At 59.2% G+C, this 24,641-nt stretch carries 24 protein-coding genes; 3 read left to right on the top strand and 21 right to left on the bottom strand.

What is annotated here, in order from left to right:
* Positions 1-73 precede the first annotated feature (73 nt).
* The 6 genes from JXR15_RS14030 to bhcA form a co-directional block, all read right to left on the bottom strand.
* Positions 74-1,654 (bottom strand): xanthine/uracil/vitamin C permease, encoded by a 1,581-nt coding sequence (locus JXR15_RS14030; RefSeq protein WP_422053838.1) that lies wholly within the window; start codon positions 1,652-1,654, stop codon positions 74-76.
* 68 nt (positions 1,655-1,722) lie between these two features.
* A complete protein-coding gene (locus JXR15_RS14025; RefSeq protein ID WP_422053837.1) occupies positions 1,723-1,992 on the bottom strand; it encodes a hypothetical protein in 270 nt (89 codons plus the stop codon).
* Between the two features lie 214 nt (positions 1,993-2,206).
* The gene (gene bhcD, locus JXR15_RS14020) at positions 2,207-3,172 is read right to left on the bottom strand and encodes an iminosuccinate reductase BhcD (protein ID WP_422053836.1); all 966 of its coding nucleotides are present in this window, start codon (positions 3,170-3,172) and stop codon (positions 2,207-2,209) included.
* A 111-nt stretch (positions 3,173-3,283) separates the two neighbouring features.
* Positions 3,284-4,447, bottom strand: a complete 1,164-nt coding sequence (gene bhcC, locus JXR15_RS14015; RefSeq protein WP_422053835.1) for a 3-hydroxy-D-aspartate aldolase BhcC — start codon at positions 4,445-4,447, stop codon at positions 3,284-3,286.
* A 4-nt stretch (positions 4,448-4,451) separates the two neighbouring features.
* Entirely contained in the window at positions 4,452-5,456 is a 1,005-nt protein-coding gene (gene bhcB, locus JXR15_RS14010) for a beta-hydroxyaspartate dehydratase BhcB (protein ID WP_422053834.1), read from the bottom strand.
* Positions 5,456-6,646, bottom strand: coding sequence for an L-aspartate--glyoxylate aminotransferase BhcA (bhcA, locus tag JXR15_RS14005; RefSeq protein ID WP_422053833.1), 1,191 nt, complete (start codon positions 6,644-6,646; stop codon positions 5,456-5,458). Before bhcA ends, bhcB begins: the two co-directional genes overlap by 1 nt.
* A 169-nt stretch (positions 6,647-6,815) precedes the next feature.
* Between bhcA and bhcR the strand changes: the two genes are divergently transcribed.
* The 3 genes from bhcR to gndA all read left to right on the top strand — a co-directional run bounded on the left by bhcR (position 6,816) and on the right by gndA (position 9,730).
* A complete protein-coding gene (bhcR, locus tag JXR15_RS14000; RefSeq protein WP_422053832.1) occupies positions 6,816-7,658 on the top strand; it encodes an HTH-type transcriptional regulator BhcR in 843 nt (280 codons plus the stop codon).
* A 48-nt stretch (positions 7,659-7,706) separates the two neighbouring features.
* Positions 7,707-8,234 carry a gluconokinase gene (locus JXR15_RS13995; protein ID WP_422053831.1) on the top strand — a complete coding sequence of 176 codons (528 nt, stop codon included), beginning with the start codon at positions 7,707-7,709 and terminating at the stop codon, positions 8,232-8,234.
* Positions 8,235-8,329: 95 nt separating this feature from the next.
* Complete coding sequence (gndA, locus tag JXR15_RS13990) at positions 8,330-9,730, top strand: NADP-dependent phosphogluconate dehydrogenase (RefSeq protein WP_422053830.1); 1,401 nt, start codon at positions 8,330-8,332, stop codon at positions 9,728-9,730.
* Between the two features lie 152 nt (positions 9,731-9,882).
* Here gndA and folD read toward each other — a convergent pair whose 3' ends face one another.
* The 15 genes from folD to JXR15_RS13915 form a co-directional block, all read right to left on the bottom strand.
* Positions 9,883-10,785, bottom strand: coding sequence for a bifunctional methylenetetrahydrofolate dehydrogenase/methenyltetrahydrofolate cyclohydrolase FolD (gene folD, locus JXR15_RS13985; RefSeq protein ID WP_422053829.1), 903 nt, complete (start codon positions 10,783-10,785; stop codon positions 9,883-9,885).
* 70 nt (positions 10,786-10,855) lie between these two features.
* Positions 10,856-11,152 carry a chorismate mutase gene (locus JXR15_RS13980; RefSeq protein WP_422053828.1) on the bottom strand — a complete coding sequence of 99 codons (297 nt, stop codon included), beginning with the start codon at positions 11,150-11,152 and terminating at the stop codon, positions 10,856-10,858.
* A gap of 59 nt (positions 11,153-11,211) precedes the next feature.
* Entirely contained in the window at positions 11,212-12,888 is a 1,677-nt protein-coding gene (locus JXR15_RS13975) for a formate--tetrahydrofolate ligase (RefSeq protein ID WP_422053827.1), read from the bottom strand.
* A gap of 184 nt (positions 12,889-13,072) precedes the next feature.
* Positions 13,073-13,672: an MOSC domain-containing protein gene (locus JXR15_RS13970; RefSeq protein WP_422053826.1), complete on the bottom strand. Its 600-nt coding sequence runs from the start codon at positions 13,670-13,672 to the stop codon at positions 13,073-13,075.
* Between the two features lie 152 nt (positions 13,673-13,824).
* Positions 13,825-13,974 carry a hypothetical protein gene (locus JXR15_RS13965; protein ID WP_422053825.1) on the bottom strand — a complete coding sequence of 50 codons (150 nt, stop codon included), beginning with the start codon at positions 13,972-13,974 and terminating at the stop codon, positions 13,825-13,827.
* 171 nt (positions 13,975-14,145) lie between these two features.
* On the bottom strand, positions 14,146-16,062 hold the full coding sequence (gene ftsH / locus JXR15_RS13960; RefSeq protein WP_422053824.1) for an ATP-dependent zinc metalloprotease FtsH: 1,917 nt from the start codon (positions 16,060-16,062) through the stop codon (positions 14,146-14,148).
* Between the two features lie 124 nt (positions 16,063-16,186).
* Positions 16,187-17,389: a tRNA lysidine(34) synthetase TilS gene (gene tilS, locus JXR15_RS13955; RefSeq protein WP_422053823.1), complete on the bottom strand. Its 1,203-nt coding sequence runs from the start codon at positions 17,387-17,389 to the stop codon at positions 16,187-16,189.
* The gene (gene ybgF, locus JXR15_RS13950; RefSeq protein WP_422053822.1) at positions 17,380-18,216 is read right to left on the bottom strand and encodes a tol-pal system protein YbgF; all 837 of its coding nucleotides are present in this window, start codon (positions 18,214-18,216) and stop codon (positions 17,380-17,382) included. Before ybgF ends, tilS begins: the two co-directional genes overlap by 10 nt.
* A 7-nt stretch (positions 18,217-18,223) precedes the next feature.
* Positions 18,224-18,727 carry a peptidoglycan-associated lipoprotein Pal gene (pal, locus tag JXR15_RS13945; protein WP_422053821.1) on the bottom strand — a complete coding sequence of 168 codons (504 nt, stop codon included), beginning with the start codon at positions 18,725-18,727 and terminating at the stop codon, positions 18,224-18,226.
* A 109-nt stretch (positions 18,728-18,836) separates the two neighbouring features.
* Positions 18,837-20,162, bottom strand: coding sequence for a Tol-Pal system beta propeller repeat protein TolB (gene tolB / locus JXR15_RS13940; RefSeq protein ID WP_422053820.1), 1,326 nt, complete (start codon positions 20,160-20,162; stop codon positions 18,837-18,839).
* Positions 20,159-21,241, bottom strand: a complete 1,083-nt coding sequence (locus JXR15_RS13935) for a hypothetical protein (protein ID WP_422053819.1) — start codon at positions 21,239-21,241, stop codon at positions 20,159-20,161. Before JXR15_RS13935 ends, tolB begins: the two co-directional genes overlap by 4 nt.
* 9 nt (positions 21,242-21,250) lie before the next feature.
* The gene (gene tolR / locus JXR15_RS13930; RefSeq protein WP_422053818.1) at positions 21,251-21,742 is read right to left on the bottom strand and encodes a protein TolR; all 492 of its coding nucleotides are present in this window, start codon (positions 21,740-21,742) and stop codon (positions 21,251-21,253) included.
* Positions 21,743-21,745: 3 nt separating this feature from the next.
* Positions 21,746-22,423, bottom strand: a complete 678-nt coding sequence (tolQ, locus tag JXR15_RS13925; RefSeq protein ID WP_164644854.1) for a protein TolQ — start codon at positions 22,421-22,423, stop codon at positions 21,746-21,748.
* A gap of 112 nt (positions 22,424-22,535) precedes the next feature.
* The gene (gene ybgC, locus JXR15_RS13920; protein ID WP_422053817.1) at positions 22,536-22,922 is read right to left on the bottom strand and encodes a tol-pal system-associated acyl-CoA thioesterase; all 387 of its coding nucleotides are present in this window, start codon (positions 22,920-22,922) and stop codon (positions 22,536-22,538) included.
* A 104-nt stretch (positions 22,923-23,026) separates the two neighbouring features.
* Positions 23,027-24,559 carry a glutamate synthase-related protein gene (locus JXR15_RS13915; protein WP_422053816.1) on the bottom strand — a complete coding sequence of 511 codons (1,533 nt, stop codon included), beginning with the start codon at positions 24,557-24,559 and terminating at the stop codon, positions 23,027-23,029.
* Between the last annotated feature and the right edge of the window lie 82 nt (positions 24,560-24,641).

Here is a 24,641-nt window from a genome sequence, read left to right as displayed (position 1 = left end):
GTGGAGGAATGAAAAGGTGCGGGCCGCCGAAGGACAAGGCTGGCCCGCACAAGGGCGTCCGGGGAAGTGGACGTTATTCAGCGGGTGCCGGAGCCTCGTCCACCACCGCGTTTTCGTTCACGAGGTCGTCCTCTTTGTGAAACAGCGGGTAGATGTAGAGGAAGGCGGCCGCGATCAGGTAGCCGGAAGTCACACCGTTAAGCGCAGGCCACTGCAGGCTGGCACCATGGATGATACCAAAAGCAGACATCACAGCAGCTGCGAGGGCAAAACCACCGGCGTTGCGGAAGCGGCCGTCAATGACACTGGCAACAATGGCCCCCCAGATCAGGCCGGTCAGGATCGCGCCCTGTGAGAGAGCCAGATGGCCTTCGAAGTGCGCCCCTTGCTGCAACAGCGCGGCGGTCAGGGCGTCGTCGCCGAGGTTCGGCAAACCAGACACACCCACGGCACCCAATGCGCCCATCAGCGAGCCCCATTTCACCATCAGGAAAGACGACACATGTGGCATCATCGCGATGGTCACAGCGGCCATGTGATCGGTTTTCACCGAATGCGCGGTGTTGGTGATCAGGCTGAGCGCGACAAACACCAGCACCGGGGCCGCGGCTGCGGTCGGGATCAGGTTGTTGAGGAAGGCCAGCAGACCGAAGAACGCCGCCAGCGGGATCACCGCGCCCACGCCAATGATGTAGCCCGCATGTGCGCCCATGCGCTTATACGCCGGGTGGCCGATGTAAGCCGTGGTTGGGAAAGGTGAGCCAAAGACCGCGCCGACCATCGTGCCCAGACCGTCGGTGATCTGACAGGTGGCCACTGGGTAGTGGTCGCCCGCCGCTTCGGCGCTTTCTACGTTGTTCATGGTTTCGATGAAGTTGTAGATCTGCACCGGCACCAGCACCAGGAACAGCTCCGGGTTGGCAAACAGATACAGGATGCCCGCGATCAGGTCACCGAAGTAGGGCAGCGGCGGGTAGAAGCCGACGCCATCCAGGCTGAACTTGGCTTCGCCGATGCCAAAGGCCACCACGGTGCCGACGATCAGCGCCAGAAGTCCGGCTGGGATATTAAATGGCAGGCGGAAGCGGCCAACCAGGCCCCAAAGGATGATGATCATCGAGGCAAAGCCGATGAACGGGTTTTCAAACACGGTCGCCAGCGGCACGGTGCCGATGAACACCAGCGCGATGCCGCAGAGCGTGCCAAGCATACCTGCGCGCGGGGTCACGCGTTTCAGCCACGGGCCAATCACCGCGCCCAGCGCAGCGACGATGCCGCCCATGAAGCCAGCGCCGATGCCCACCTGCCAGGCCAGCATTGGGTCGTTGGTGGACCAGTAAATCGGACCAATCACGCCAAACAGATAGACAAACATCACCGGGGTCGAGATACCGTACGGCAGCGCGGTCACGTCGCGGCCATGTTGAGCGGCGGCACGTTTGGCCAAGCCCACATAGACGGCGATCCCGGCCAGAATGGCCACGGCTGCGCCCGGCACGATGCGGCCATAGACAATCTCGGCGGGCATCTGGAACACAAACTGACAGACGCCAGCCAGCACCATCAGGTTGATCAGGTTGTCGGTGAACAGCGCCCAAAAGGCACTAAAATCGCTGCGGTCAAACAGCTTGTAGGTATAGCTACCATCCCTCATGTGGGACCTCCATTTGCTAACCGAAGGGATGCCGCCCTCTCCTCAAGGTGGCATCTCCCGGCGTGAACTCACTGGGCTGCGAAATGCGGTCCAGTGCCCCGAAGTTGGGGAGTTGCGGCAGGTTCAGAGGTCAACGCCGGGGCCACTTCAGCCACGCGGTGCGTGGCGACCACAGCAGGCCGCATTTTGCGGCTACCGCCTGCCCACAAGGGGCAGATCAAGGGCGCGACGGACAGGCCGTCGCGGTATTGGGTGCGTGAGGGAGACAGGAACAGACCAGCCGCGGACCGCGCGTGGGCGCTGTCTTTCCGAGCCGTCATGTCCAAGCGATGTGCCATCTGGCCTCCCCATTTGCGCAGGTATCGCGCGCGTGTAACGCCTGTTTTAGCGACTGTGACTACGGGGCAAAACGGCGTAAATCGGGAGATACTTTCAACGGAATTTTGAATAAAACGTCGCGTAAGGCTGAGGGCGGCAAACGCCAAAAACAAAGCACCCCCGCAGCCCAATGGGCAACGGAGGCACGTGATTTCAATCGGTTAGAGGACGTGCTTAGAAATCGACCTCGATGGCGATGCCTTTTGCTACCGCCAGATCAACCACGGATGCGGCAACAGCTAAGTCCTGCAAGCCCACACCTGTGCCATCAAATAGTGTTATTTGCTCCGCCGAGGCGCGGCCCGGGTTGGTGCCGTTGATCACCGCGCCAATTTCACCCACGTCGCTCTCCTTGATCAGCCCTTCGGCCACGGCGTGCTGCGCCTCACCAATGGAGATCGATTGCGCCACCTCATCGGTGAAGACAGAGGCTTTCGCCAAAAGCGCGCTCTCGACCTCCTGTTTGCCTTTGGTGTCGGTGCCCATGCAGGCGATGTGCGTTCCGGGCGCTACGTGATCCGCCATCAAGGACGGGGCAAAGGCGGAGGTGATCGAGATGATCACATCGGCCTCTTTCATGCCGTCCAGTTCCACCGCCTCAAATGGCAGGCCAGCTTCGGTGGCGACTTTCTCAATGTTGGGAAGCATCTCGGGATGGTAGTTCCAGCCGATGACTTTCTCAAAGTTGCGCTGCTCCAGCGCGGCGCGCAGTTGGAAAGTGGCCTGATGGCCCGCGCCAATCATGCCGATGACTTTGGCATCTTCACGGGCCAGATGTTTGATCGACACCGAAGACGCCGCCGCGGTGCGCAGCGCGGTCAGGAGGTTGCCGCCGACCATCGCTTTGGCCTTGCCTGTGTCCGGGTCAAACAGGAACACGGTCGACTGGTGATTGATCAACTCACGTTTTTCAAGGTTGTTTGGCCAGTAGCCGCCCGCCTTCAGGCCCAGCGTCAGACCCGCCTGATCAAAGCCGCCTTTGAATCCATAAAGCGCGTCCTCGTGGCCGATGGCTTCGCGCACCACCGGAAAGTTATATGCGTCGCGCGCAGCCATCGCGGCAAAGACTTTTTCAACCGCATCAAACGCCGCCTCGCGGGTCATCAGATCGGCAATTTCGCGTTCAGGTACAATCAGCATGGTGCTCTCTCATCAGAAATTTGAATGCCCGCGTGTCGATGCCGGAAGGGAAAGCAGACACGCGGGCACAAATCCGGCGCCCCATACGCCGGAAGTGGTTTTTGTCGAAGGTCAGTAGGCGCGGCCGCGGGCGGACACAGGCCAAACCGTTTCCACTTTGCCGTCGCGCACCCCAACGTACCAGTCGTGCACATTTGCGGTTGGATCGCAGTGTCCCGGAACCAGCTTAAGCTTGTCGTTGACCTTCAGCGCGCCGGTTGGGTCCATGACCACGCCATGCTCATCAGAACATTTGATGTATTCCACATCGTCGCGCCCAAAGATCACTGGCAGGCCGCTGTCCACGGATTGTGCTTTCAGACCTGCGTCGACGATGGCTTTGTCGGCTTTGGCGTGACTCATCACACTGGTCAGGATGAAGAAGGCATTTTCCCACTCACCTTGGTCGATGCGGTTGCCGTCTTTGTCCAGAATACGGCCGTAATCTGCGTCCATGAAGGCGTAGGAGCCACATTGCAGCTCGTTGTACACGCCCGAGTTGCTCTCAAAATAGTAAGAGCCGGTGCCGCCGCCAGAGACCAACTCGCAGGCAATGCCTTCAGCTTTCAGACCGTCAACAGCGTCTTGCACCTGCGCAATCGCCACGTCGAGTTTGGCTTTGCGGTCCTCATAGCTGTCCATGTGCTGCATCGCGCCCTGATAGGCCTGAATGCCGGTGAACTTGAGGTTTTCGGCAGCTTCAACCGCTTTGGCAATTTCCACCACAGCTTCGGTTGTGGTCACACCACAGCGGCCTGCGCCACAGTCGATCTCGATAAAGACTTCCAGCTCAGTGCCGTGCTGCATCGCCGCCGCCGAAAGATCGGCCACGTTGGCAACGTCATCCACACAAACGATGGTGCGGCTGCCAAACTTCGGCAGGCGGGCCAGGCGGTCGATTTTTGCCGGATCACGCACCTGGTTGGAGACCAGAATGTCTTTGATGCCGCCACGGGCAAAGACCTCGGCCTCCGACACCTTCTGACAGCAAACGCCAACAGCGCCACCAAGTTTTTCCTGCAGCTTGGCCACATCCACCGACTTGTGCATCTTGCCGTGCACGCGGTGACGCATGCCGTGGGCCTTGGCGTAGTCGCCCATCTTCTTGATGTTGCGCTCCAGCGCATCGAGGTCCAGCACCAAGGCCGGGGTTTGAATGTCTGCGGCGTCCATGCCCGGCTTGGCCGGAATGTCATAGCCCACTTCATAGGTGTCGAGATTGGTCATGTCTTTCATGTCCTTATCCTCTGTCAGAAATCGTATTTTGTGTGTTTCTGGCGGTTGCCAGCCAAGGCAGCTTGTCCAGATCGACGTTGCCGCCAGTGATGATCAGGCCCACGCGTTTGCCCTTGAAGGCGTCTGGATTTTTCAGAACCGTCGCCAACGGCACAGCAGAAGACGGCTCCATCACGACGCGCAGGTGCTTCCAGGTGAGCTTCATCGCATCGATGATCTCTTGCTCAGACGCGGTGTAAATTTCACTCACGTGGTTGGAGACAAAGTGCCAGGTGCGTTCTTTCAACGGCACCAACAGCCCGTCAGCGATGGTTTTGGGCGCGTCATCGGCGATGATGTGTCCGGCCTTGAAGCTGCGGTAAGCGTCGTCCGCCTGCTCTGGCTCCGCCGCAATTACCTGCGTTTCTGGCGCCAAAGTGGAGAGCGTCAGGCAGGTGCCGGAGATCATGCCGCCACCACCAATAGGCGCGACCACCATGTCCAGACCGTCGGTCTGCTCGATGAATTCCTTAGAGCAGGTCCCCTGCCCCGCAATCACGCGATGGTCATTGTAAGGATGCACAAAATCGCCGCCGGTGGCCGCTTGCACTTCGGCAAAGGTCGCTTCGCGCGAGGTGGTGGAGGGCTCACATTCGGTGATCTTACCGCCATAGCGGCGCACTGTGTCCTTTTTGGCCTGTGGCGCGGTGCGTGGCATGACCACGTTGCACGGGATGCCGCGTTTCATGGCCGCGTAGCTCAGGCAAGACGCGTGGTTACCGGAGGAATGTGTCGCCACACCCTTCTTGGCTTGCTCGTCATCCAGTCCAAAGACCGCGTTGGCCGCGCCACGTACTTTGAATGCGCCGGGTTCTTGGAAGTTCTCGCACTTGAAGAACAGCTCTGCGCCGGTCAGCTCGTTGAGATAGTCCGACACACGCACCGGGGTGCGGCGGATGTGGGGCTGGATGCGCGCGTGCGCCTCCAGCATGTCCTTATAGGTTGGGATATACATATCGCTGTCCAACATCAGGCCGCGTCCTTCTGCGCCGTGGCGGTGTTGCCGCGGTAGACCTCCTGCGCGGCGGCCACGCCGCTGCCCAGCTCGATGTTGAGGCCAAGATCGACCATGCACATTTCAGCTGTGGCGATGCCCGAGAGCGCCATAACGTCGGTCAGGCTGCCAAGGTGACCGATGCGGAAGACTTTTCCGGCCACCTCACCAAGGCCCACACCAAAGGCGACGCCGTATTTCTCCGCCGCATGGGTGACGATGTCGGTGGCGTTGAATCCTTCCGGCGTTTTGATCGCGCTTACAGTGTCCGAGTAAACCGATGGGGTGGCAGCACAGAGCTCCAGCCCCCACGCGCCCACAGCAGCGCGTACGCCTTCGGCGACGCGGGTGTGACGGGCAAAGACGTTATCTAGGCCTTCATTCAGCAGCATGGAGCAAGCTTCGTTCAGGCCGTTCAACAGACCCACGGCAGGCGTGTAAGGATACGCGTTGGCGGCATAGCCTTTGGCCATGTCGTGCACGTCAAAGAAGGTGCGTGGCAGTTTGGCGGTCTCGGTTGCGGCCATGGCTTTGGCGCTGAACCCAACGATCGCGAGGCCTGCGGTCAGCATGAAGCCTTTTTGCGAGCCGGTCACGGCAACATCCACGCCCCACTCGTCCATGCGGAAGTCCATGGAGGCAATTGAGGACACGCCATCCACAAACAGCAGCGCCGGGTGGCCTGCCGCATCCAGGGCACGACGCACGGCTGCGATGTCAGATTTCACGCCAGTAGCCGTCTCGTTGTGGGTGGCCAGTACAGCTTTGATTTCATGGTTGGTATCAGCGGTGAGGATTTCCTCGTAACGGTCCGCTGGCAGACCTTCGCCCCAAGGGGTTTCCACAACCTGCACATCGAGGTCGTGGCGCTGGCACATGTCGATCCATCGGTGGCTGAACATGCCGTTGCGCGCGGCGAGGATTTTATCGCCCGCAGACAGCGTGTTGGTGAGCGCGGTTTCCCAACCGCCGGTGCCGGTGGAGGGGAAGATGAAAATCTCCGCGCTCTCACTTTTTAGCACTTTGCGCACACCTTCACGGGCCGGGTGCAGGATCTGGCCAAACAGCGGTGAGCGGTGGTCGATGGTGGGCATGTCGCATGCCTTGCGCAGACTCTCCGGGATATTGGTTGGACCGGGAATAAAGACAGGGTTTTGGAAGCTCATGGTTGGTCTCCTTCAAGCGTTGCAATCAGGATAGCGGGTGCGCCTCAGGCTGAAAATTTTTTTGAAAAATGATTTCAGAAAAAGATTCTTCAAAATTATTCAATGTTGTCAGATGCTTGATTTTTTCATATTGTGAATGTGTTTTTCAACAAATTCGAAGGGGCTGTTTATGGTTTCTCAAAGGAATGGCGAAAATAGCGGCCCCAAGGCCCGTGGGCGGCCACGCGACTGGCATGACAAGACGGCTCAAAACACCATCAAATCACTCGATCGCGCGATGGAGGTGTTTGAGTTTCTAAGCGAAGAGCAGGGCAAAACCCTGTCGCAAATTGCTGACGAGATGGGGCAATCCCCAGCCACAGTGTACCGTATTCTTGTGACGCTGGAGACCCGAGGCTTGGTCGAATTTGAGGGCCGCGAGCAGCTTTGGCACATTGGTCCCCGCGCGTTCATCATTGGCGCACGGTTCCTGCGCCGCACCAGCCTGGTGGACCGCGCACGTCCAGTAATGCGCAAGCTGATGGAGCTGACCGGGGAGACCGCCAACCTTGGGGTGGAGCGCGAAGGACAGGTGCTTTTCCTCAGCCAGGTCGAAACCCACGCCAGCATTCGGGCGTTTTTCCCGCCCGGCACGCTGTCGCAGATGCATGCCTCCGGCATTGGTAAGGCACTGCTGGCGCATATGGAAGCCGGGCGGCGCAATCGGCTTTTGGCCAACGAGCAGCTCTCGGAGTTCACCGAGCGCACCATCACTGATGTGGATGCCTTGCTCGAAGACCTGCTTACCATTCGGGAACGTGGTTATTCCGTGGATGACGAGGAACGCAATATGGGCATGCGCTGTATCGCGGCGCCGGTGTTTGATTTTAACGGCGAGGCGGTGGCGGGCATTTCCGTATCCGGTCCAGCCAGCCGTGTGAGCGGTGAGGGAACCGAACGACTGGCGCGAGCCGTGACCTCCGCCGCAAAAGAACTGACCCTTGCGATTGGAGGCGAGGCCACAACGCCTTGATTTATGTTTGCGCTACCATTTATGTGGGAACAGAGCGGGAGGCGCGGCGTGACCAAGGCAATAACAGGCAAGGCGATCATTGTGATGGGCGTGAGCGGCGTGGGCAAAACCACGGTGGCGCAGACTTTGGCAGAGCGGATTGATGGGCGCTACATCGAGGCGGATGAGTTTCATCCGCCGGAAAACATCGCCGCCATGGCCGAGGGTACTGCGTTGACGGACGCGATGCGCCAACCATGGCTGGAAAGTTTGGCGGTGGCGATGCGGCAGGCGCGCACGTCCCAGCCGGACACGCCCGTGGTGGTCGCCTGTTCAGCCCTCAAACGCAGTTACCGGGATATTCTGCGGGCGAAAAACCCTGAAGCGATCATCGTCTATCTCGCGGCCGACCCAGAGATGATCCGCGCCCGCATCACCGCCAGAACAGACCACTTCATGCCACCCAGCCTACTGGACAGTCAGCTGGACACGTTAGAGCCCCCTGCCCCAAATGAGGCCTGTGTGACCGTTGACGCCAGCCTGTCGCCTGCAAGCACCGTGGCCATGGCCTATGATGGTCTACTGCGGATGCATTGACATCGTCCTGTCGGCGCAGGACATAGAAAGCAGCGCACCGCAGCTTAGGGCGGCACGGCCAACGCAGTTACCCCTTGCAAACAAGGAACACACCGATGACGCTTGCAAACTTTGGCCTCTACGGACTTGGCACAATGGGCACCGCCCTGGCGCACAACATCGCCGAAAACGGTTTTAATCTTCATGTGGCGTCTTATCGCAAAGCCGATATGGAGCAGTTTGTGGCCGCGGCCCCCAGTTTTGGCGGAAGCTTCAGCGGCCATGACAGTCTGGCCGACATGGTGCGGGATATGCCCGGTCCCCGCGCAATCATTTTCCTGATCCCCGCGGGTCAGGCTGTGGAAGAGGCAATTGCCCAAGCACGCCCCCATATGCAGCCAGGCGACGTGCTGATTGACGCGGGCAATTCGAACTTTCGGGACACCCGCCGCCGCGCCGCTGACCTTGAGGCCAGCGGGTTGGCCTATATGGGCATGGGGGTCTCAGGCGGCGAGTTTGGCGCACGCACTGGTCCATCCATGATGGTTGGGGGCACGGCCTCGGTCTGGGAGGCGATGCGCCCCATGCTGGAAGCGATCTCGGCCAAGTTTGAAGGTGCGCCTTGTGTGGATCATGTGGGCCCGGACGGCGCTGGGCATTTTGTGAAGACGGTGCACAATGGAATCGAATACGCCGACATGCAGCTTCTGGCGGAGAGTTATGGCCTGATGCGCCATGGCTTGGCGCTGTCGCCAGCCCAAATAGGCGCAGCGTTTGAGCGCTGGAACGATGGACCAATGCGCAGCTACCTGGTGGAGATTTCTGCAAAAGTTTTACAGACCGCTGATCCACAGACAGACAAGCCGCTTGTGGATGTGATTGTCGACACGGCGGGCCAGAAAGGCACCGGCCGTTGGACCGCAATTGAGGCGCAGAAGCTGGGTGTGGCGGCCAATACGGTGGAGGCTGCGGTGGGTGCTCGCGTGTGGTCCGCCGGTCGCGAGGCGCGCGCTGCTGGCGAAGAGATTTTTGCGCCGGCGCGTGGTGCGGTGGCTTTGACAGCCGCACAAATGGAGCAGGCGGCTTTGGCCACGCGCATCATTGGCCACAGTCAGGGGTTTGACCTTCTGGCCAGCGCGTCTGAGGAATTTGACTGGAGGTTAGACCTGTCACGCTGTGCCGAGATTTGGCGGGCGGGGTGTATCATTCGGTCAGAACTGCTCAACGGCATCGCAGAGGCCTTCCGCAATGCCCCACCGGCGGGATTGCTTGCCTATGCGCCAGAAATGGTGGCAACGCTCAAAGACACGGTTCCCGCCTTGCGGGCTGTGGTGGGCGCCGCCATCGCCGCAGGCCATCCGGTGCCGGTGATGACAGCGGCGCTGGCGTGGTTTGATGGCATGACACAGGCGCGCGGCACCGCAGATTTAATCCAGGGGCAGCGCGATTATTTTGGCCGTCATGGCTTTGCGCGGGTCGATGGGGGCAGCAGCCATCACGGGCCGTGGGCGGACTAACAGCAGAATACCATCGCGCCCGAACCGAGGGGCTGGAAGCGAAGCGCCCGCCCCGTGGGGCGGTTCGGGCGCTGCCAAATCAGGGATTTGGCAAAGGTGAAAACAAAAAGGGCCGCCAAAGCGGCCCTTTCCATCTCAACTCAGCGCGAGCCTTACGCCGTCAGACCCTCTGGCTCGGCCAGACCGTTGGCCCGGCAACAGGCCGTCACGGTGTTGGCCAGCAGGCAGGCAATGGTCATTGGACCAACCCCACCCGGCACAGGCGTGATTGCACCGGCCACAGCAGCGGCGCTTTCAAAATGCACGTCACCCACCAGACGGGTTTTGCCTTCACCTTTTTCCGGCGCGTCGATGCGATTGATGCCCACGTCGATCACGGTGGCACCTTTCTTGATCCAGTCTCCCGGCACCATTTCAGGACGGCCCACAGCGGCCACCACGATGTCGGCGCGGCGTACGACCTCTGGCAGGTCTTTGGTGCGGCTGTGCGCGATGGTCACGGTGCAGCTGTCGCCCAGCAAAAGCTGCGCCATTGGCTTGCCCACAATGTTGGAACGGCCAACAACCACCGCATCCATGCCGGACAGCGAACCGTGGTGGTCGCGCAACATCATCAGACAGCCCAGCGGCGTGCAGGGCACCATGGATTTCTGACCGGTGCCCAGAAGGCCCACGTTGGAAATGTGGAAGCCATCCACGTCTTTGGCCGGATCAATCGAGTTGATCACCAGATCTTCGTTCAAATGGCCAGGCAGCGGCAATTGCACCAGAATGCCGTGCACCGCAGGGTCATTGTTGAGCTTGTCGATCAGCGCCAGCAGATCTGCCTCGGAGGTGTCGACGTCAAGCTTGTGCTCATAAGAGTTCATGCCCACTTCGACGGTCTGCTTGCCTTTGGAGCGCACATAGACCTGCGAGGCTGGGTCCTCGCCCACCAGCACCACGGCCAGACCGGGTGTGATGTCGTTTTCTTCTTTCAAACGTGCCACATGGCCCGCCACTTTCTCACGAACTGTGGCCGAAAAGGCTTTGCCGTCAATAATCTGTGCGCTCATCACGCTCCCCTTTATGATCTGCCCGGGGCGCGCCCCGGTGGGTGCTCTCACACGCGCCGCTCCTTGCGCGTCAGTCTAATTTGATGGTTTTGGCTTCCCGAGCAATGGACCAGTCAATCAACTGACGCCACAAAGTCTCGGCAATCTCGGTGTCCAGACCCTCTTGCGCAGCGGTCTCTTTGACCTTGGCAACAACGTCTTCGACGCGGGCTGGGATATTGGCAGGCAGGCCTACGCCAGTTTTGATTTCCACAGCGCGGTCGATGTAGGTGGTGCGCAGCGCCAACAGGCGGACCAATTCGCGGTCCAGCGTATCAATCTGCGCACGCAGGGTTGGCATATCAGGACAATCGGCGGGGCTCAGCATGGCATCCTCTCGCAAGTGTTGCGCATGCCCTACCCCGCCTAAGTCCAAATCGCAATGCGTCAGAACAGTCCCTCGACCAGACCTTCGTCATTGATGCGGATATTCTCCGCCGCCGGGTGACGTGGCAGGCCCGGCATGGTCATGATCTCACCGCAAATCACCACGATGAAGCCGGCACCGGCGCTCAGTCGCACTTCGCGAACAGGCACGGAGTGGCCTGTGGGCGCACCGCGCAAGTTTGGATCCGTCGAGAAGCTGTACTGTGTCTTCGCCATACAGACCGGCAAGTGACCGTAGCCCGCATCTTCCCAGGCCTTAAGCTGATCGCGGATTTTCTTATCCGCCAGCACTTCGTCCGCACGATAGATCGAGGTTGCGATGCGTTCGATTTTCTCAAACAGCGGCAGCTCGTCTTTGTAGAGGGGCGCAAACTGGCTCACACCGGCGTCGGCGATCTCCGCAATACGGGTTGCGAGCTCTTTGGTGCCTTCCGAGCCTTTTTCCCAGTGCTGACACAGGATCGCTTCAGAGCCTTGGCCTTCGACATAATCTTTGACCGCTTGCACTTCAGCATCCGTATCGCTGACAAAGTGGTTGATCGCCACAACAACTGGCACACCGAATTGCTTCAGGTTGCCAATGTGACGACCCAGGTTGGCACAGCCTTCGTTCACTGCATCGACGTTTTCCGCGCCGAGGTCAGCCTTGGCGACGCCGCCGTTCATTTTCATCGCACGGATGGTGGCCACCAGCACAACCGCATCCGGCGCGAGGCCTGCTTTGCGGCATTTGATGTTCATGAACTTTTCGGCACCCAGATCGGCGCCAAAGCCCGCTTCGGTCACTACATAATCCGCAACTTTCAGAGCGGTGGTGGTGGCGATTACGGAGTTACAGCCGTGCGCAATGTTGGCAAATGGACCGCCGTGCACAAAGGCCGGGTTGTTTTCCAAAGTCTGCACCAGGTTTGGCTGCATCGCATCTTTCAGAAGAACGGTCATCGCGCCATCGGCTTTGATGTCGCGCGCATAAATCGGGCTGCGGTCACGACGGTAAGCGACAATCATGTCACCCAGACGTTGTTGCAGGTCGGCCAGATTGTTGGCCAGACACAGAATCGCCATCACTTCGGAGGCCACGGTGATGTCAAAGCCTGTCTGACGTGGGAAGCCGTTGGCCACACCACCAAGCGAGGTCACGGTGTCACGCAGCGCGCGGTCATTCATGTCGAGCACACGACGCCAAGTCACACGACGCTCGTCGATTTCCAGCTCGTTGCCCCAGTAGATGTGGTTGTCGATCATCGCCGACAGCAGGTTGTGTGCGGAGGTGATTGCGTGGAAGTCACCTGTGAAGTGCAAGTTCATCTCTTCCATTGGAACGATCTGCGCGTAGCCACCGCCTGCGGCGCCACCCTTCATGCCGAAGTTTGGCCCCAAAGACGCCTCGCGGATACACACAGCGGCTTTTTTGCCAATAGCGTTCAGACCATCACCCAGGCCCACGGTGGTGGTGGTTTTACCTTCGCCTGCTGGCGTCGGGTTGATCGCGGTCACTAGGATCAGCTTGCCGTTTTCACGGTCCTGCACGGAGTTGATGAACTCCTGGCTGATCTTGGCTTTGTCGTGGCCGTAGGGCAGCAGATCGTCGCTGCCAATACCCAGCTTGGCGCCAATGTCTTGGATAGGCTGCTTTTTCGCCTCACGGGCGATTTGAATATCGGTTTTGAAGCTCATGGTGGTCCCTGTCATAAAATTTGACGCTCTCTCACCTCATTTGTAGCGCCGAAAAAACGGCAACGAGATGCGTTTCCGACATATCCGGCGCTTCTAGCGTCGACATAAGAGGCGCCGGTTTCGTTTTGGAGACGTTACGTCAGGATCGGGGACAGAGGCCACCCTTAGTGGAATGCCTGCACGGTCAGGATTTGCGGGCGCGCTCCAGATGGCTCCAGACCGGTTGATCCGGCACAAACAGACGCATGGTATCGCCCACAGACAGCGTGCCTGCACGTTCCACCCAGGCTGTCACACCCCGTTTGCCAGTGGCGGCCGTTTTGAACTTGGGGCCGAAACCGGGATGCGCCCCTTCGATCACCCGACCGGGCAACACGCAGGGGCGGTTTTCCATATCTACCGTGATGGTCACCCCGTCCGGTCCTTGCAGGCGGGCATTTGGCGGCACATGGGTAAAATCCGGAATGCCTTTCACCACAAGGGAGGCGCCGACCCAAGCCGGGTCAACAGCCTCAAGCCCCATCTCCTTGGCGATCATGTCCAGCTCTTCCTGAGACAGCACCGACAGTTGGCGCACGTTCATGATTTCGGTGCCTCGCTCATAAAGCGCTTTCACGCGCACACAGGAGGGCCGTGTGATGCCCGAGTGAAACTCACCTGCGCCTCCGCCCAAAGCCAGATCCAAAGACGGCACCGGCACGGCGCTTAGGTTTTCTTTCGAATTGGCCACCCGGCCAAGCCAGACCACGTCGGCTTCAAAGGTTGTGGGTTTTAATGCAGGCATGTTGCGTTTCCTCATCACAGTGCTTGGCAGATACCTAGAGGCAGTGCCGCGATCAAACAATCAAAGATGGCTGATGGAGATGTTCAGCATCTGTGAGCTGCCAAGTTTTTGGGAAGTAAAAACTTGGCAGAGTTACTTGAAAACCAAAGGCGCTACTTTGATTTCGCGATTTCCTCTAGAGCATCTGCAATACGCACGCGCTCTTTGGCTTTCCGCTGACTACTTCGCACAATCAAAAATATTGGCAGAACGACCAATACGAAGACGAGAATTAATCCTGGCAGACCAATGTTGTTGAGCATCGATTTCTCCTTGGAGTTTGCCCCCCTGAGGCAGATATGGCCTCTCCGTATCCTATTAAAAGGCTTAGGCTCAGCCTTAACTTGATCTGCGCAAAAACTTGCCACCTCAAAGAAAAACCCCGAAGCGCCCTCACGCTCCGGGGTTTCATAGTCTTGGGCCTGTCCCTCAGGTTAGGCGGTGGGTTCCGGCTCTAGTCCGCCATCCCCACTTGGTTTATTCCGTGGCTTGGTCTTCGGAATGGCGGTCACGCTTGGGGCGTTGCCCTCGTCATTGCCATCATCGTCATCGCTGGCATGGGGTGGTTCGCCATTCATGACCCGTTTGATTTCATCACCGGTCAGAGTTTCGTATTCCAGCAACCCTTGTGCCAGACGTTCAAACTCTTCGTTCTTGTCTTTGATGATGCCAACAGCGCGCTCATAACCTTCGTCAATCAAACGCTTCACTTCGGACTCGATCATCTCTTTGGTGGCCGCAGACACCGAGAAACCACCGGTGTTGCCTTGGTAACCCGCCGCAGCTTCCTGATAATCGATGTTGCCAACTTTGTCAGACATGCCCCACTGCATCACCATGGCGCGCGCCAGACCGGAGGCCTGCTGAATGTCGCCAGCCGGACCGTTGGACACTTCGTTTTCGCCGTATTTGATGATCTCAGCCGCTTTGCCGGCCATCGCCATGGCCAGACGCTGATGACACTCTTCTTTAAAGAGGTTCAGGCGATCCATCTCTGGCAGGCTCATCACCATGCCCAACGCACCACCGCGCGGGATGATTGTGGCCTTATAGACCGGATCACATTTTGGCAGATGAATGCCGACAATTGCGTGGCCTGCTTCGTGATACGCGGTCATTTCTTTTTGCTCTTGGGTCATGACCATGCTGCGCCGTTCGGCACCCATCATGATCTTGTCCTTGGCAAATTCAAAATCTTCCATGGTGACAAACCGGCGGCCAACGCGGGCGGCAGTCAGCGCCGCCTCATTCACCAGGTTGGCAAGATCCGCACCGGAGAAGCCAGGTGTCCCGCGTGCGATGATGCGCAGATCAACGTCAGGGCCCAGAGGGGTCTTGCGCGCGTGCACACCGAGGATTTTCTCGCGGCCTTTGATGTCCGGGTTGCCCACGGTCACGTTGCGGTCAAAACGGCCCGGACGCAGCAACGCAGGGTCGAGCACGTCACGACGGTTGGTCGCGGCGAGAATGATCACACCTTCGTTGGCTTCAAACCCGTCCATTTCCACCAGCAACTGGTTGAGGGTCTGTTCACGTTCGTCGTTACCGCCGCCGTAGCCAGCGCCACGATGGCGGCCAACAGCGTCAATCTCGTCGATAAATACGATGCACGGTGCATTTTTCTTGGCCTGCTCAAACATGTCACGGACACGGGAGGCACCCACACCCACAAACATCTCGACAAAGTCGGACCCGGAGATGGTGAAGAACGGCACGCCAGCTTCGCCTGCAATCGCACGGGCAAGAAGGGTTTTACCGGTGCCGGGAGGGCCAACAAGCAATGCACCTTTAGGGATTTTACCGCCAAGGCGGGAGAACTTCTGCGGGTTGCGCAGGAACTCAACAATCTCTTCGAGCTCTTCTTTGGCCTCATCAATGCCCGCGACATCGTCAAAGGTCACACGGCCATGCTTTTCGGTCAGCATCTTGGCTTTGGATTTGCCAAAGCCCATCGCGCCGCCTTTGCCGCCGCCTTGCATACGGTTCATGAAGTAGATCCAGACACCAATCAGCAAGAGGAATGGCAGGAGGCTCAGCAGGAAGGCTTGCAGACCGGAGGTTTCCTGGCTCTCGGCGCGCACATCAATGCCTTTGTCCGTCAGAAGCTTTGTCACTTCTGCATCACGAGGCAGAATGGCCGAATTTGTGGAGCCATCCTGTGTCTGATAGCGCAGCTTTTCGCCATCAATAACCACATTCTGCACTTGCCCGGCTTCCACCGACGCCACAAAATCCGAATAACTGCTTTCACGGCCTTGCAGCGAGCTGCTGTCTCCGCTGAACAAGTTGAACAAAGCCAGGATCAGTAAAAACAGAACGACCCAGAAAGCTACATTTCTCGCATTGCCCAAGGCAAGTCTCCCTTTCAGAACGCCCGTGGCCTATCACGTGCGCGTACAGAGTTAAATAGAGATCGCGGGGCCGTAATCAATGCGATTGTGTGCAATTTCAGGCGTAAGGCGCGGCCAGTGTTGCTTATGTGCGCAGAAGCTGTGCGGTCCAACCTTCTGTCAAACCGGCCAACGGTGCGGCGATCAACGTGTCCCCCTGCCAGACTGCGGGGGTGGCCCAAAGGCTTTGTCGGGCATGGCCAGTATCGCGCCAATTTGGAATTTTTGCGAGTCCTTCTTGTCCCAAAGCCTTAATTTTAAGGGATGCTGCTGGGGTTTCTGCCTGGCAATCCAAACGCCAACGGCGATCCCACACCGCTCCGACTGGGGTGTTTTCATCGCGAACAGCCGCCCATTCTCGGGTCACCCGAAGCTGTTTTTCTGAGGGCAGGATCAAACAGCCGTGAAGTGGGCTTGGGGTTTTGGACTTTATCGCGGCCAACAGCGGGCGATAGCGCGGAGGGTACGATTGCCCGGAAACTTCACAAAGCGCCGCAACCAGCGCTTTGCTGCGCAGAGCCTCCGGCGCAGCGTCAAAGGCAACGCGATTGGCCACCATGTCGCCCACGGCATCTTGCTCAAACAGCGCACCAATTTGGCGCTCTGCCCACTGGAGAACATCTTGCTGACGGCGCATGTGGGCGGCGGCTTGCGTAAGTCGCTCAACAGTCAGCCCCAAAGGCGCCAATGTCTCAAACATCTGACGGGCTTTCACGCGATCAAAGCGCGTGTCTTCGTTGCTGGGATCTTCCGCCCAATGGATATCGTTTTCCCGCAAGTGTTTGCGCAGATCAGCCCGCGTCACCTCCAGCACGGGACGCAGCCAGGTGAGGCCATCTCTTTCTCGCACAGGTGACATGCACGCCAAGCCATCCACGCCAGAGCCACGTGACAGACGCATCAGAAAGGTTTCTGCTTGATCGTCCTGGGTGTGCCCCAAAGCCACGTGGTGCAGGCCGTGGTCTTTGGCCCAAGCAACAATGGCCTGCCGGCGCGCATCCCGCGCGGCGTTTTGCAAATTGCCGACGCCGTGCCATGTCCACTGCAAGACCTCATGCGTCAGACCGTGCTGCGCGGCATAGGCAGCAACCAGCGCGAGTTCGTCACTCGCCTCGGGGCGCAATCCGTGGTTCACACTAACCACGGCCACCTCCGCCCTGCCCCATTGCCGCAGCAAATCCAGCAGGGCCATGGAATCGCCGCCGCCGCTGACAGCCACACCAATGCGTTTGGGAACATCTGCGCCAAACGCCCGGTCAAGGGCGTTTGAAAGTTGGTTTAGGAGCACTGCAAGGTGACCATTTCCGCCTGCGCTTCGGTCACAAAGGCCCCACCTGGATAGCGCACGCCAACTTCGTTGAGCGTCACACAAGCCTCATTGGTCTGCCCCAAAGCGCCCAGCGATTTGCCCAAACGGAACAACGCCTCCGGCGCGGTGCCGGATTGCGGCGCACCGGAGTAGGCTTCCAGAAAGGCCCGCGCAGCGCCGGTCAGATCGGTTTTGCCTTCCAACGCTTGGCCGCGGCGCAGATGCGCTTCGGCCTCAAGCGGGCTGCCGGGATAGGTCTGCACAAACGTCGAAAACTGATCTGCGGCCGCGCCAAATTCACCGGCGTCCAATGCGGTCATCGCCCGATTGAAATCCACCTCTTCGCCCACGGCCAGTTCGGTTGGCGCGCCGTCACCGGATCCGCTGTCTTCGCCACCTGTCGATGGCAGGGTGTCCATGTCGCCACCCAAGGTCGTGGTCTCGCCCAACTGGCTCAAATCGCCACCTTCGAGTTCCACAAGCCGAAATTCCAGATCACCAATGCGGTTGGTGCCGTCAGTTACAACGCGCTCAACACGATGTTGCAGTTGTTCCGTCTTACCGGTAAGGACCCGCAATTGCTGCTCAATCACATCCACGCGCTCCAACGTGGTCGCGCCGGTCACAATGGTGCCGGCGGAACCAGTGGTAGAGAGCTCCCGTTTCAGTTGTTGGATCTCCACATAGAGTACGGAGAGCTGCTGGCGAATGTCCGCCAGCGTTTCTTCGCGTGTCTGGGCCACACCCATCATTGGCGCTACGGCAAGCGCAAGCGCGCTCAAGGAAGCAAATACGTGCGCTTTCATCTGTCTCTTACCCCGACAGGTTGGCGGTCAGCACCGTGACCGCGCGGCGGTTTTGGGCGTAACAGCTTTCTTCTGAACAAATTTCAATTGGGCGCTCTTTACCATAGCTCACAGTGCGGATGCGGTTTGACGTCACCCCTTGAGACACCAACAACTCCTGCACTGCGCTGGCGCGGCGTGCGCCCAGGGCCAGGTTGTATTCACGGGTGCCCTGCTCATCGGCGTGACCCTCGATCACGGCGACATAATCTGTGTTCTGCATCAGCCAGTTGGCCTGTGCCAGCACCACCAATCGGCCCTGCTCGCTCAAGGTTGACTGATCCACCAGGAACAGCACCCGATCACCAACCGCCTCTTGGAAGTAGGCGATGGAGGATGGATCGGCGCTGCTGCCCAAGTCGCTGCCGTTGCCGGTGCCAAAGTCATCATCGTTGCCAAATCCACCGGGGTCCGTACAGGCCGCCAGGGAAAGTGCAGCCACTGTCAGCACTGCTTTTGTCCATAATTTCATGCGTATTGCCTCGCCTCTATACCCGTCGCCTCAATTGCATTTTGTGCTCTTCTTATGACGCTGTCTTATCACAAGCTGCTGCGCAAGCAAAACGCGGGGGTTTCTTACCTTATTGCAGTGGGGACCACGCGGGGTCAGAACCGCCGCCGTTGATCTTCACCGGTTTCAAATTCCGTCCAGACACATCCACCGAGTAAAGCGAGGCCGCACCGCCAGCGCCACGGGTTTCGCGGGTGAACATGATGACACGCCCGTTGGGGGACCAGGTTGGGCCCTCATCCAGGAACGACGCGGTTAACAGGCGTTCGTCGCTTCCATCAGTGCGCATCACACCGATGTGGAAACGGCCTTTGTTCTGTTTGGTGAAGGCAATCAAATCGCCACGCGGGGACCAGACCGGCGTGCCGTAACGGCCTTTGCCAAAGCTGATCCGGGTGGCCTCACCCCCACCAGCGGACATCACGTAAAGCTGCTGAGTGCCGGAACGGTCGCTTTCAAACACAATCTTGCTGCCGTCGGGGCTGTAGCTCGGGGCCGTCTCGATGGACGGTGTCGAGGTCAAGCGCTGACGTTTGCCGGAGGCGATGTCCATTTTATAAAGGTCGGTGTTGCCGCCTTCGGTCACCGACATCACCACGCTTTTGCCATCTGGACTAAACCGCGGGGCAAAGCTCATGGTGCCGCTTTCGTTAGACAGCACCTTGCGACGCACCGAGCCCACATCCAACACATAAACCTGCGGGAAGCCGGTCTCATAGCTGGTGTAGAGCACGCGGTCGCCGGTCGGGGAGAAACGCGGAGCCAGAACAATGGAGCTGCTGTCGGTCAGGTATTGCAGATTGGCGCCGTCATAATCCATCACCGCCAGACGTTTCTTGCGGTTGTTCTTGGGGCCAGTCTCGGCAACGTAAACAACGCGGCTGTCAAAATAGCCGCCTTCGCCGGTGATCCGCGCGTAAACCGCATCCGCCACTTTGTGCGCCATACGGCGCCAGCCATCGGTGGTGCCTTTAAAGCGCAGGCCGCTGCCAAGCTCGGTGCCTGCAAACACGTCGTAGACCCGGAACTTCACCTCAAGCTGATTGCCACTTACGGACACGCCGCCGGTGATCAACGCCTGTGCGTTCACCGCTTTCCAGTCGGCAAATTGCACCGGGCTGCCAAAATTGGTGATCGAGGAGATATGCGCCTTGGCCGGGATTTCCCGAAACAGCCCCGTGCCGTTAAGGTCCGCCGCAATCACACGGCTGATGTCCTTGGACACCTGATTGGAACCTGGGGTTTCAGCAACAAAATCCGGCACCGCATAGGGCATCGGCTCAATCACACCATCGGTGATTTCGATGCGCAAAGGTTGGCCCTGGGCCGCAACCGGATGGGCAAATTGGCCCACCGTCAGGATCCCGATCACTAGGGTCGCAAAAAGTCTCATCATCTGGACCTCATTTTCTCCGGGTTAAATGTAATCTCAACATCCCGCCAATGGTCATATTTTTCTGCGGGTAGATCGAAGCCGCTTTTCTGGCACCGCAACACGGCACGGCGCGCCGCAGCAAAAGCGGTTTTGGCGGCAGCTTCATCGCCGCCCTCATAGCTCAACATGCGAATGTCACCCTGCACCTTGCCGTTCTGATCAAGGTTCAGCCCCACCACCACTGTCACGTCAGCGGCACGAGACCCAACATCCACTACCCAACACTGTTGCACCGCCACGCGCAGCCCATCTTTCTCACCACGGGTGAGCGGCGGGCCGGATGGTGCGGTTGGCGTAGACTCGGCTGGCGCTGTTGCTTCTGCCAGCGCGGCAGCGATGGCGTCCTCAGCCGGTGTTGGCTGTGGTTCCGTCACGTTTGGACGTAGGCGCGGACGCAACGAACGGGCGGGGGCTGCGCTGACCACCTCGTCCTGCTTCGGTTCAGTGGCAATTTCGGTGGAGGCCGCCTCGGGTGCGGTGTCTTCTTTGACCTCTTCCGTCGCTGCGTCGGCCTCATCCGGCTTGGTGGCTTCTTGCAACGCGTCAGCAATGGCGGTGTCCGGATCCGGTTGTGCCACAGGTTCCGGCGCAACACGCTCCACCGGCGCGGGCACAGGCTCCACCGGCGCGTCCGGGATTATCACCGCAGTGTCGGTCTCAGGCGTCGGCAGCTGTGGTGTGGGCTCCGGCGCGACTTCCGGCTCAGGCGGTGTTGGCTCGGCAATATCCGCCACATCAGGCGCAACCTCAGGCTCCGCCTCAATCGGTTCAATCGGGTCCGGCTGCGGCACCACCGCATCTTCAGGCACAACCACTTCGGGTGCAGGCTCGGTCTCGTCCGGTGGCTGCGGTAGGGCAATCTCGGTCGAGGTCTCCGGAGCCAGCTGGCTTTGGGTCAGCGCGTCAAACTCGGCAGACGAGATCATCGCGATGTCCACCACCTCCATAGGTGGCGGATCGGAGTCAAACACCCCGCCCAACAACACCCAGCCAATCAGGCCGGTGTGGGCAACGCCCGAGATATAATGCCCGATATGCACGCGCGCGCCCTAGTTGTCCGTCCCGCTAGGGTCAGTGCCATCCAGAGCCGGACCACCCAGATCGGTCACCAGACCCACATCGCTAAAGCCACCCGCGTTCAAGGCGCCCATGACCTGCACCACTGCTTCGTAAGGAATGGCGCCATCCGCACGCAGATACACCCGATCGGACTCGCGCTCTGCCGCCACGGCGCGCAGTTTCGGGATCAGATCCTCAGCGGCCACAGGTGTGGTCATGATCGTAATGCCCAGATTGGCATCAATGGTGATGGTCAGTGGCTCTTCCTGCTCACCTGGCAATGGATTGGCTGCGGTTTTTGGCAATTCCACCGGCACGCCCACTGTCATCAGTGGCGCGGCCACCATGAAGATGATGAGCAACACCAGCATCACATCCACAAACGGTGTGACGTTGATCTCACTCATTGGCTGACTGCTGCGCCGATTGCGGCGGCGACGTTTGCCGCCACCCCCGCCAGATTTCATGACACCCGCGCCCATGGCTTAGGCGTCCAACTGGCGGCTGAGGATGGTGGCGAACTCATCGGCAAAGGCTTCATAGCCCGACACGATGCGGTCGCTGTCCGCACTCAGTTTGTTGTAGAAGATCACCGCAGGGATCGCCGCGAGAAGCCCCAATCCGGTGGCCAACAGCGCCTCTGCAATACCGGGCGCCACGACCGCAAGGTTGGTGTTTTGCTGTGCGGCAATCTCGATAAAGGCATTCATGATGCCCCAGACGGTGCCGAACAATCCCACAAACGGCGCGGTAGAACCCACGGTGGCGAGGATCGGCAAGCCGTGCTGCAACTCATCCGCCTCTTTGGCAATCGCCACATCCATCGACCGGTCAATTCGGCTGGTGGCATTGGCAATCAAGCCGCCGTCTTGTCGATGGCTGCGCTGCCACTCGACCATCCCGGAAGCAAACACCCGTTCGGAGCGGCCTTTGGGCTCTGGCCCCAACTCCTCAAACAGCTTGTCCAGTGGTTCACCGGACCAAAACGCGCGATCAAACCGCGCCGCCTCGCGCCGTGCCTTGCGGTACATGATGTGTTTTTGAAAAATCACCGACCAAGACCAGAAGGATGCCACAATCAGCATCACCATCACCAGTTTTACGGTTAAAGTTGCGCGCGCAAAAAGTGCCCACATCGAGAAATCGACTGCTGCGTGTTCCATATAGCCTGCTCTGCTCTGTGGCCCTCTGTCGGGGCCTTGTTTGCAGGCAAACGTAGACCGTTTCTACGGGGAAAGCCAATAAATTGGCGTCGCTCGCGGGAAATTGCCCGCTTTAATGCACCATTTGGCGGATATTTGCCGGTAAACGCACCGGTTGGCCCTGCTCATTCATACACACAACCGTGACCATGGCGTGAAACAACACCTCTTCGCCCCGTTTCACCCGTTGCTCCATCACCAGACGCGCCGCGGTGACATTGGCCACTTCGGTTTCCACGGTCAGCAAATCATCCAACACGGCGCTGCCAAGGTAGTCACATTCGACGCGACGCACGGCAAAAACAATGCCCTCGGCCTTCATTTCATGCTGATCCATACCAATCTCGCGCACCCATTCGCTGCGGCCGCGCTCGATGAACTTGAGGTAGTTGGCATAGTAGACAATGCCCGCCATGTCGGTGTCTTCGTAGTAGACGCGGATTGGCAAGGTGTAAGGCATTGGCAGGTCTCCACAATAAGATGACCTATGGGTAGGCAAGCCGCTGCGGCAATGCAAGCATGTCAATGGCGGCCCCGCGTCAAACGCGAAGCCGCCCAAGGGGTTTACCGCCCGACACCAGCAAAGCGCACGCCGCTTAGGTCAGCCATCTCACGCTTCCAGGTGGTGATGTCGTCTGCGTTCAGATCCGACAGGCTGCTGTGACCACAAGCCCGTGCCAGCACCTGCATCAACTCGACACTGGCGCCAAAATAGCGCGCGAGCTTCTCTGCCCCGATCTGCACATCCAGCTTCTTACGCAGCTCCGGCTTCTGCGTGGCAATGCCCACCGGGCAATTATTGGAGTTACACATGCGCGCCGCGATGCAGCCGACCGCCTGCATGGCCGAATTGGACACTGCAACCGCATCCGCGCCCAGCGCCATGGCTTTCACAAAGTCCTCCGCCACGCGCAAACCACCGGTTATGACCAGAGAGACCTCACCACCGGTTTTGTCATCCAGATGCCGCCGCGCCCGCGCCAGAGCTGGAATGGTGGGCACCGAGATGTGATCGCGGAAGATCAACGGCGCGGCGCCAGTGCCGCCACCGCGACCATCAAAGATGATGTAGTCCGCGCCTGCCTCCAGCGCGAAGTCGATGTCAGCCTCAATGTGGTTGGCTGAGAGCTTGAAACCAATTGGAATGCCACCGGAGCGTTCGCGCACCTCGTCTGCGATGCGCGCAAAGTCCTGCGGAGTATGCAGGTCTGGGAAAGTCGAGGGCGACACCGCGCTTTGACCTGGCTCCAAACCCCGCACTTCGGCGATCTTGCCTTGCACCTTCTCTCCGGGCAAATGCCCGCCGGTCCCTGTCTTGGCGCCCTGTCCACCTTTGAAGTGAAATGCCTGCACCCGCTCTACCAACTCCGGCTTCCAACCAAACTGCGCCGAGGCCAGCTCATAGAAATACCGCGAGTTTTCCGCCTGCTCTTCCGGCAGCATGCCGCCTTCGCCGGAACATATGCCGGTGCCAGCCAGTTCCGCGCCGCGAGCCAGCGCGGTTTTGGCTTCCTCAGACAGCGCGCCGTAGCTCATGTCAGAGACAAACAGCGGAATGTCTAACTGCAACGGTTTGGCTGCACGCGGACCAATCACCACCGATGTGTCCACCGGCGCGTCATCCAAAAGCGGCTTACGAGCGACTTGGGCTGGCAGGATTTGAATGTCGTCCCATTGCGGCAGATCTTTGCGCGGCACGCCCATGGAGCCCATTTCGCCGTGATGGCCCAGCTTGCTTAAGCCATCACGCGCCAGTTCATGAATGCGCGCCACGGTGGGTTCTTCGGGCGTGGCCACAGCTTGCGGCACGTCCGATTGGGGTTTGGGCGCAGGGTCACCTGCCTTGGCGTCGCCCATGCGCGTGTGTGCTCCGTCGCAAAACGGCGCATTGGCACTGGCTTTGCATTGGCACAAAAACGCATCACCGCTTTTCTCGGCGGTGAATTTCTGCGGTTTCATTTCCGTTCCCGCGTGGCTGCCGTCACAAAACGGCTGATTTTTGGATTTCCCGCAACTGCACCAGAAATAGGTTTTGCCTTCTTCCAGTTCCACTTTGACGGGTCGGGTCGCTGCTATGATGGGCACATCACCTGCCATGTCACACTCCTTGTTCGCGTTTGGCTACACAAACAGAGTGCCTCAAATGGCAGCTTCACAAAACAGGTGCCACTGCACAGCC

This window comes from Shimia sp. (assembly GCF_049116215.1).
In the GTDB taxonomy this organism is placed as follows: domain Bacteria; phylum Pseudomonadota; class Alphaproteobacteria; order Rhodobacterales; family Rhodobacteraceae; genus Shimia.
The sequence above is the reverse complement of the archived record's forward strand: the minus strand, read 5'-3'. Positions and strand labels throughout refer to the sequence as shown.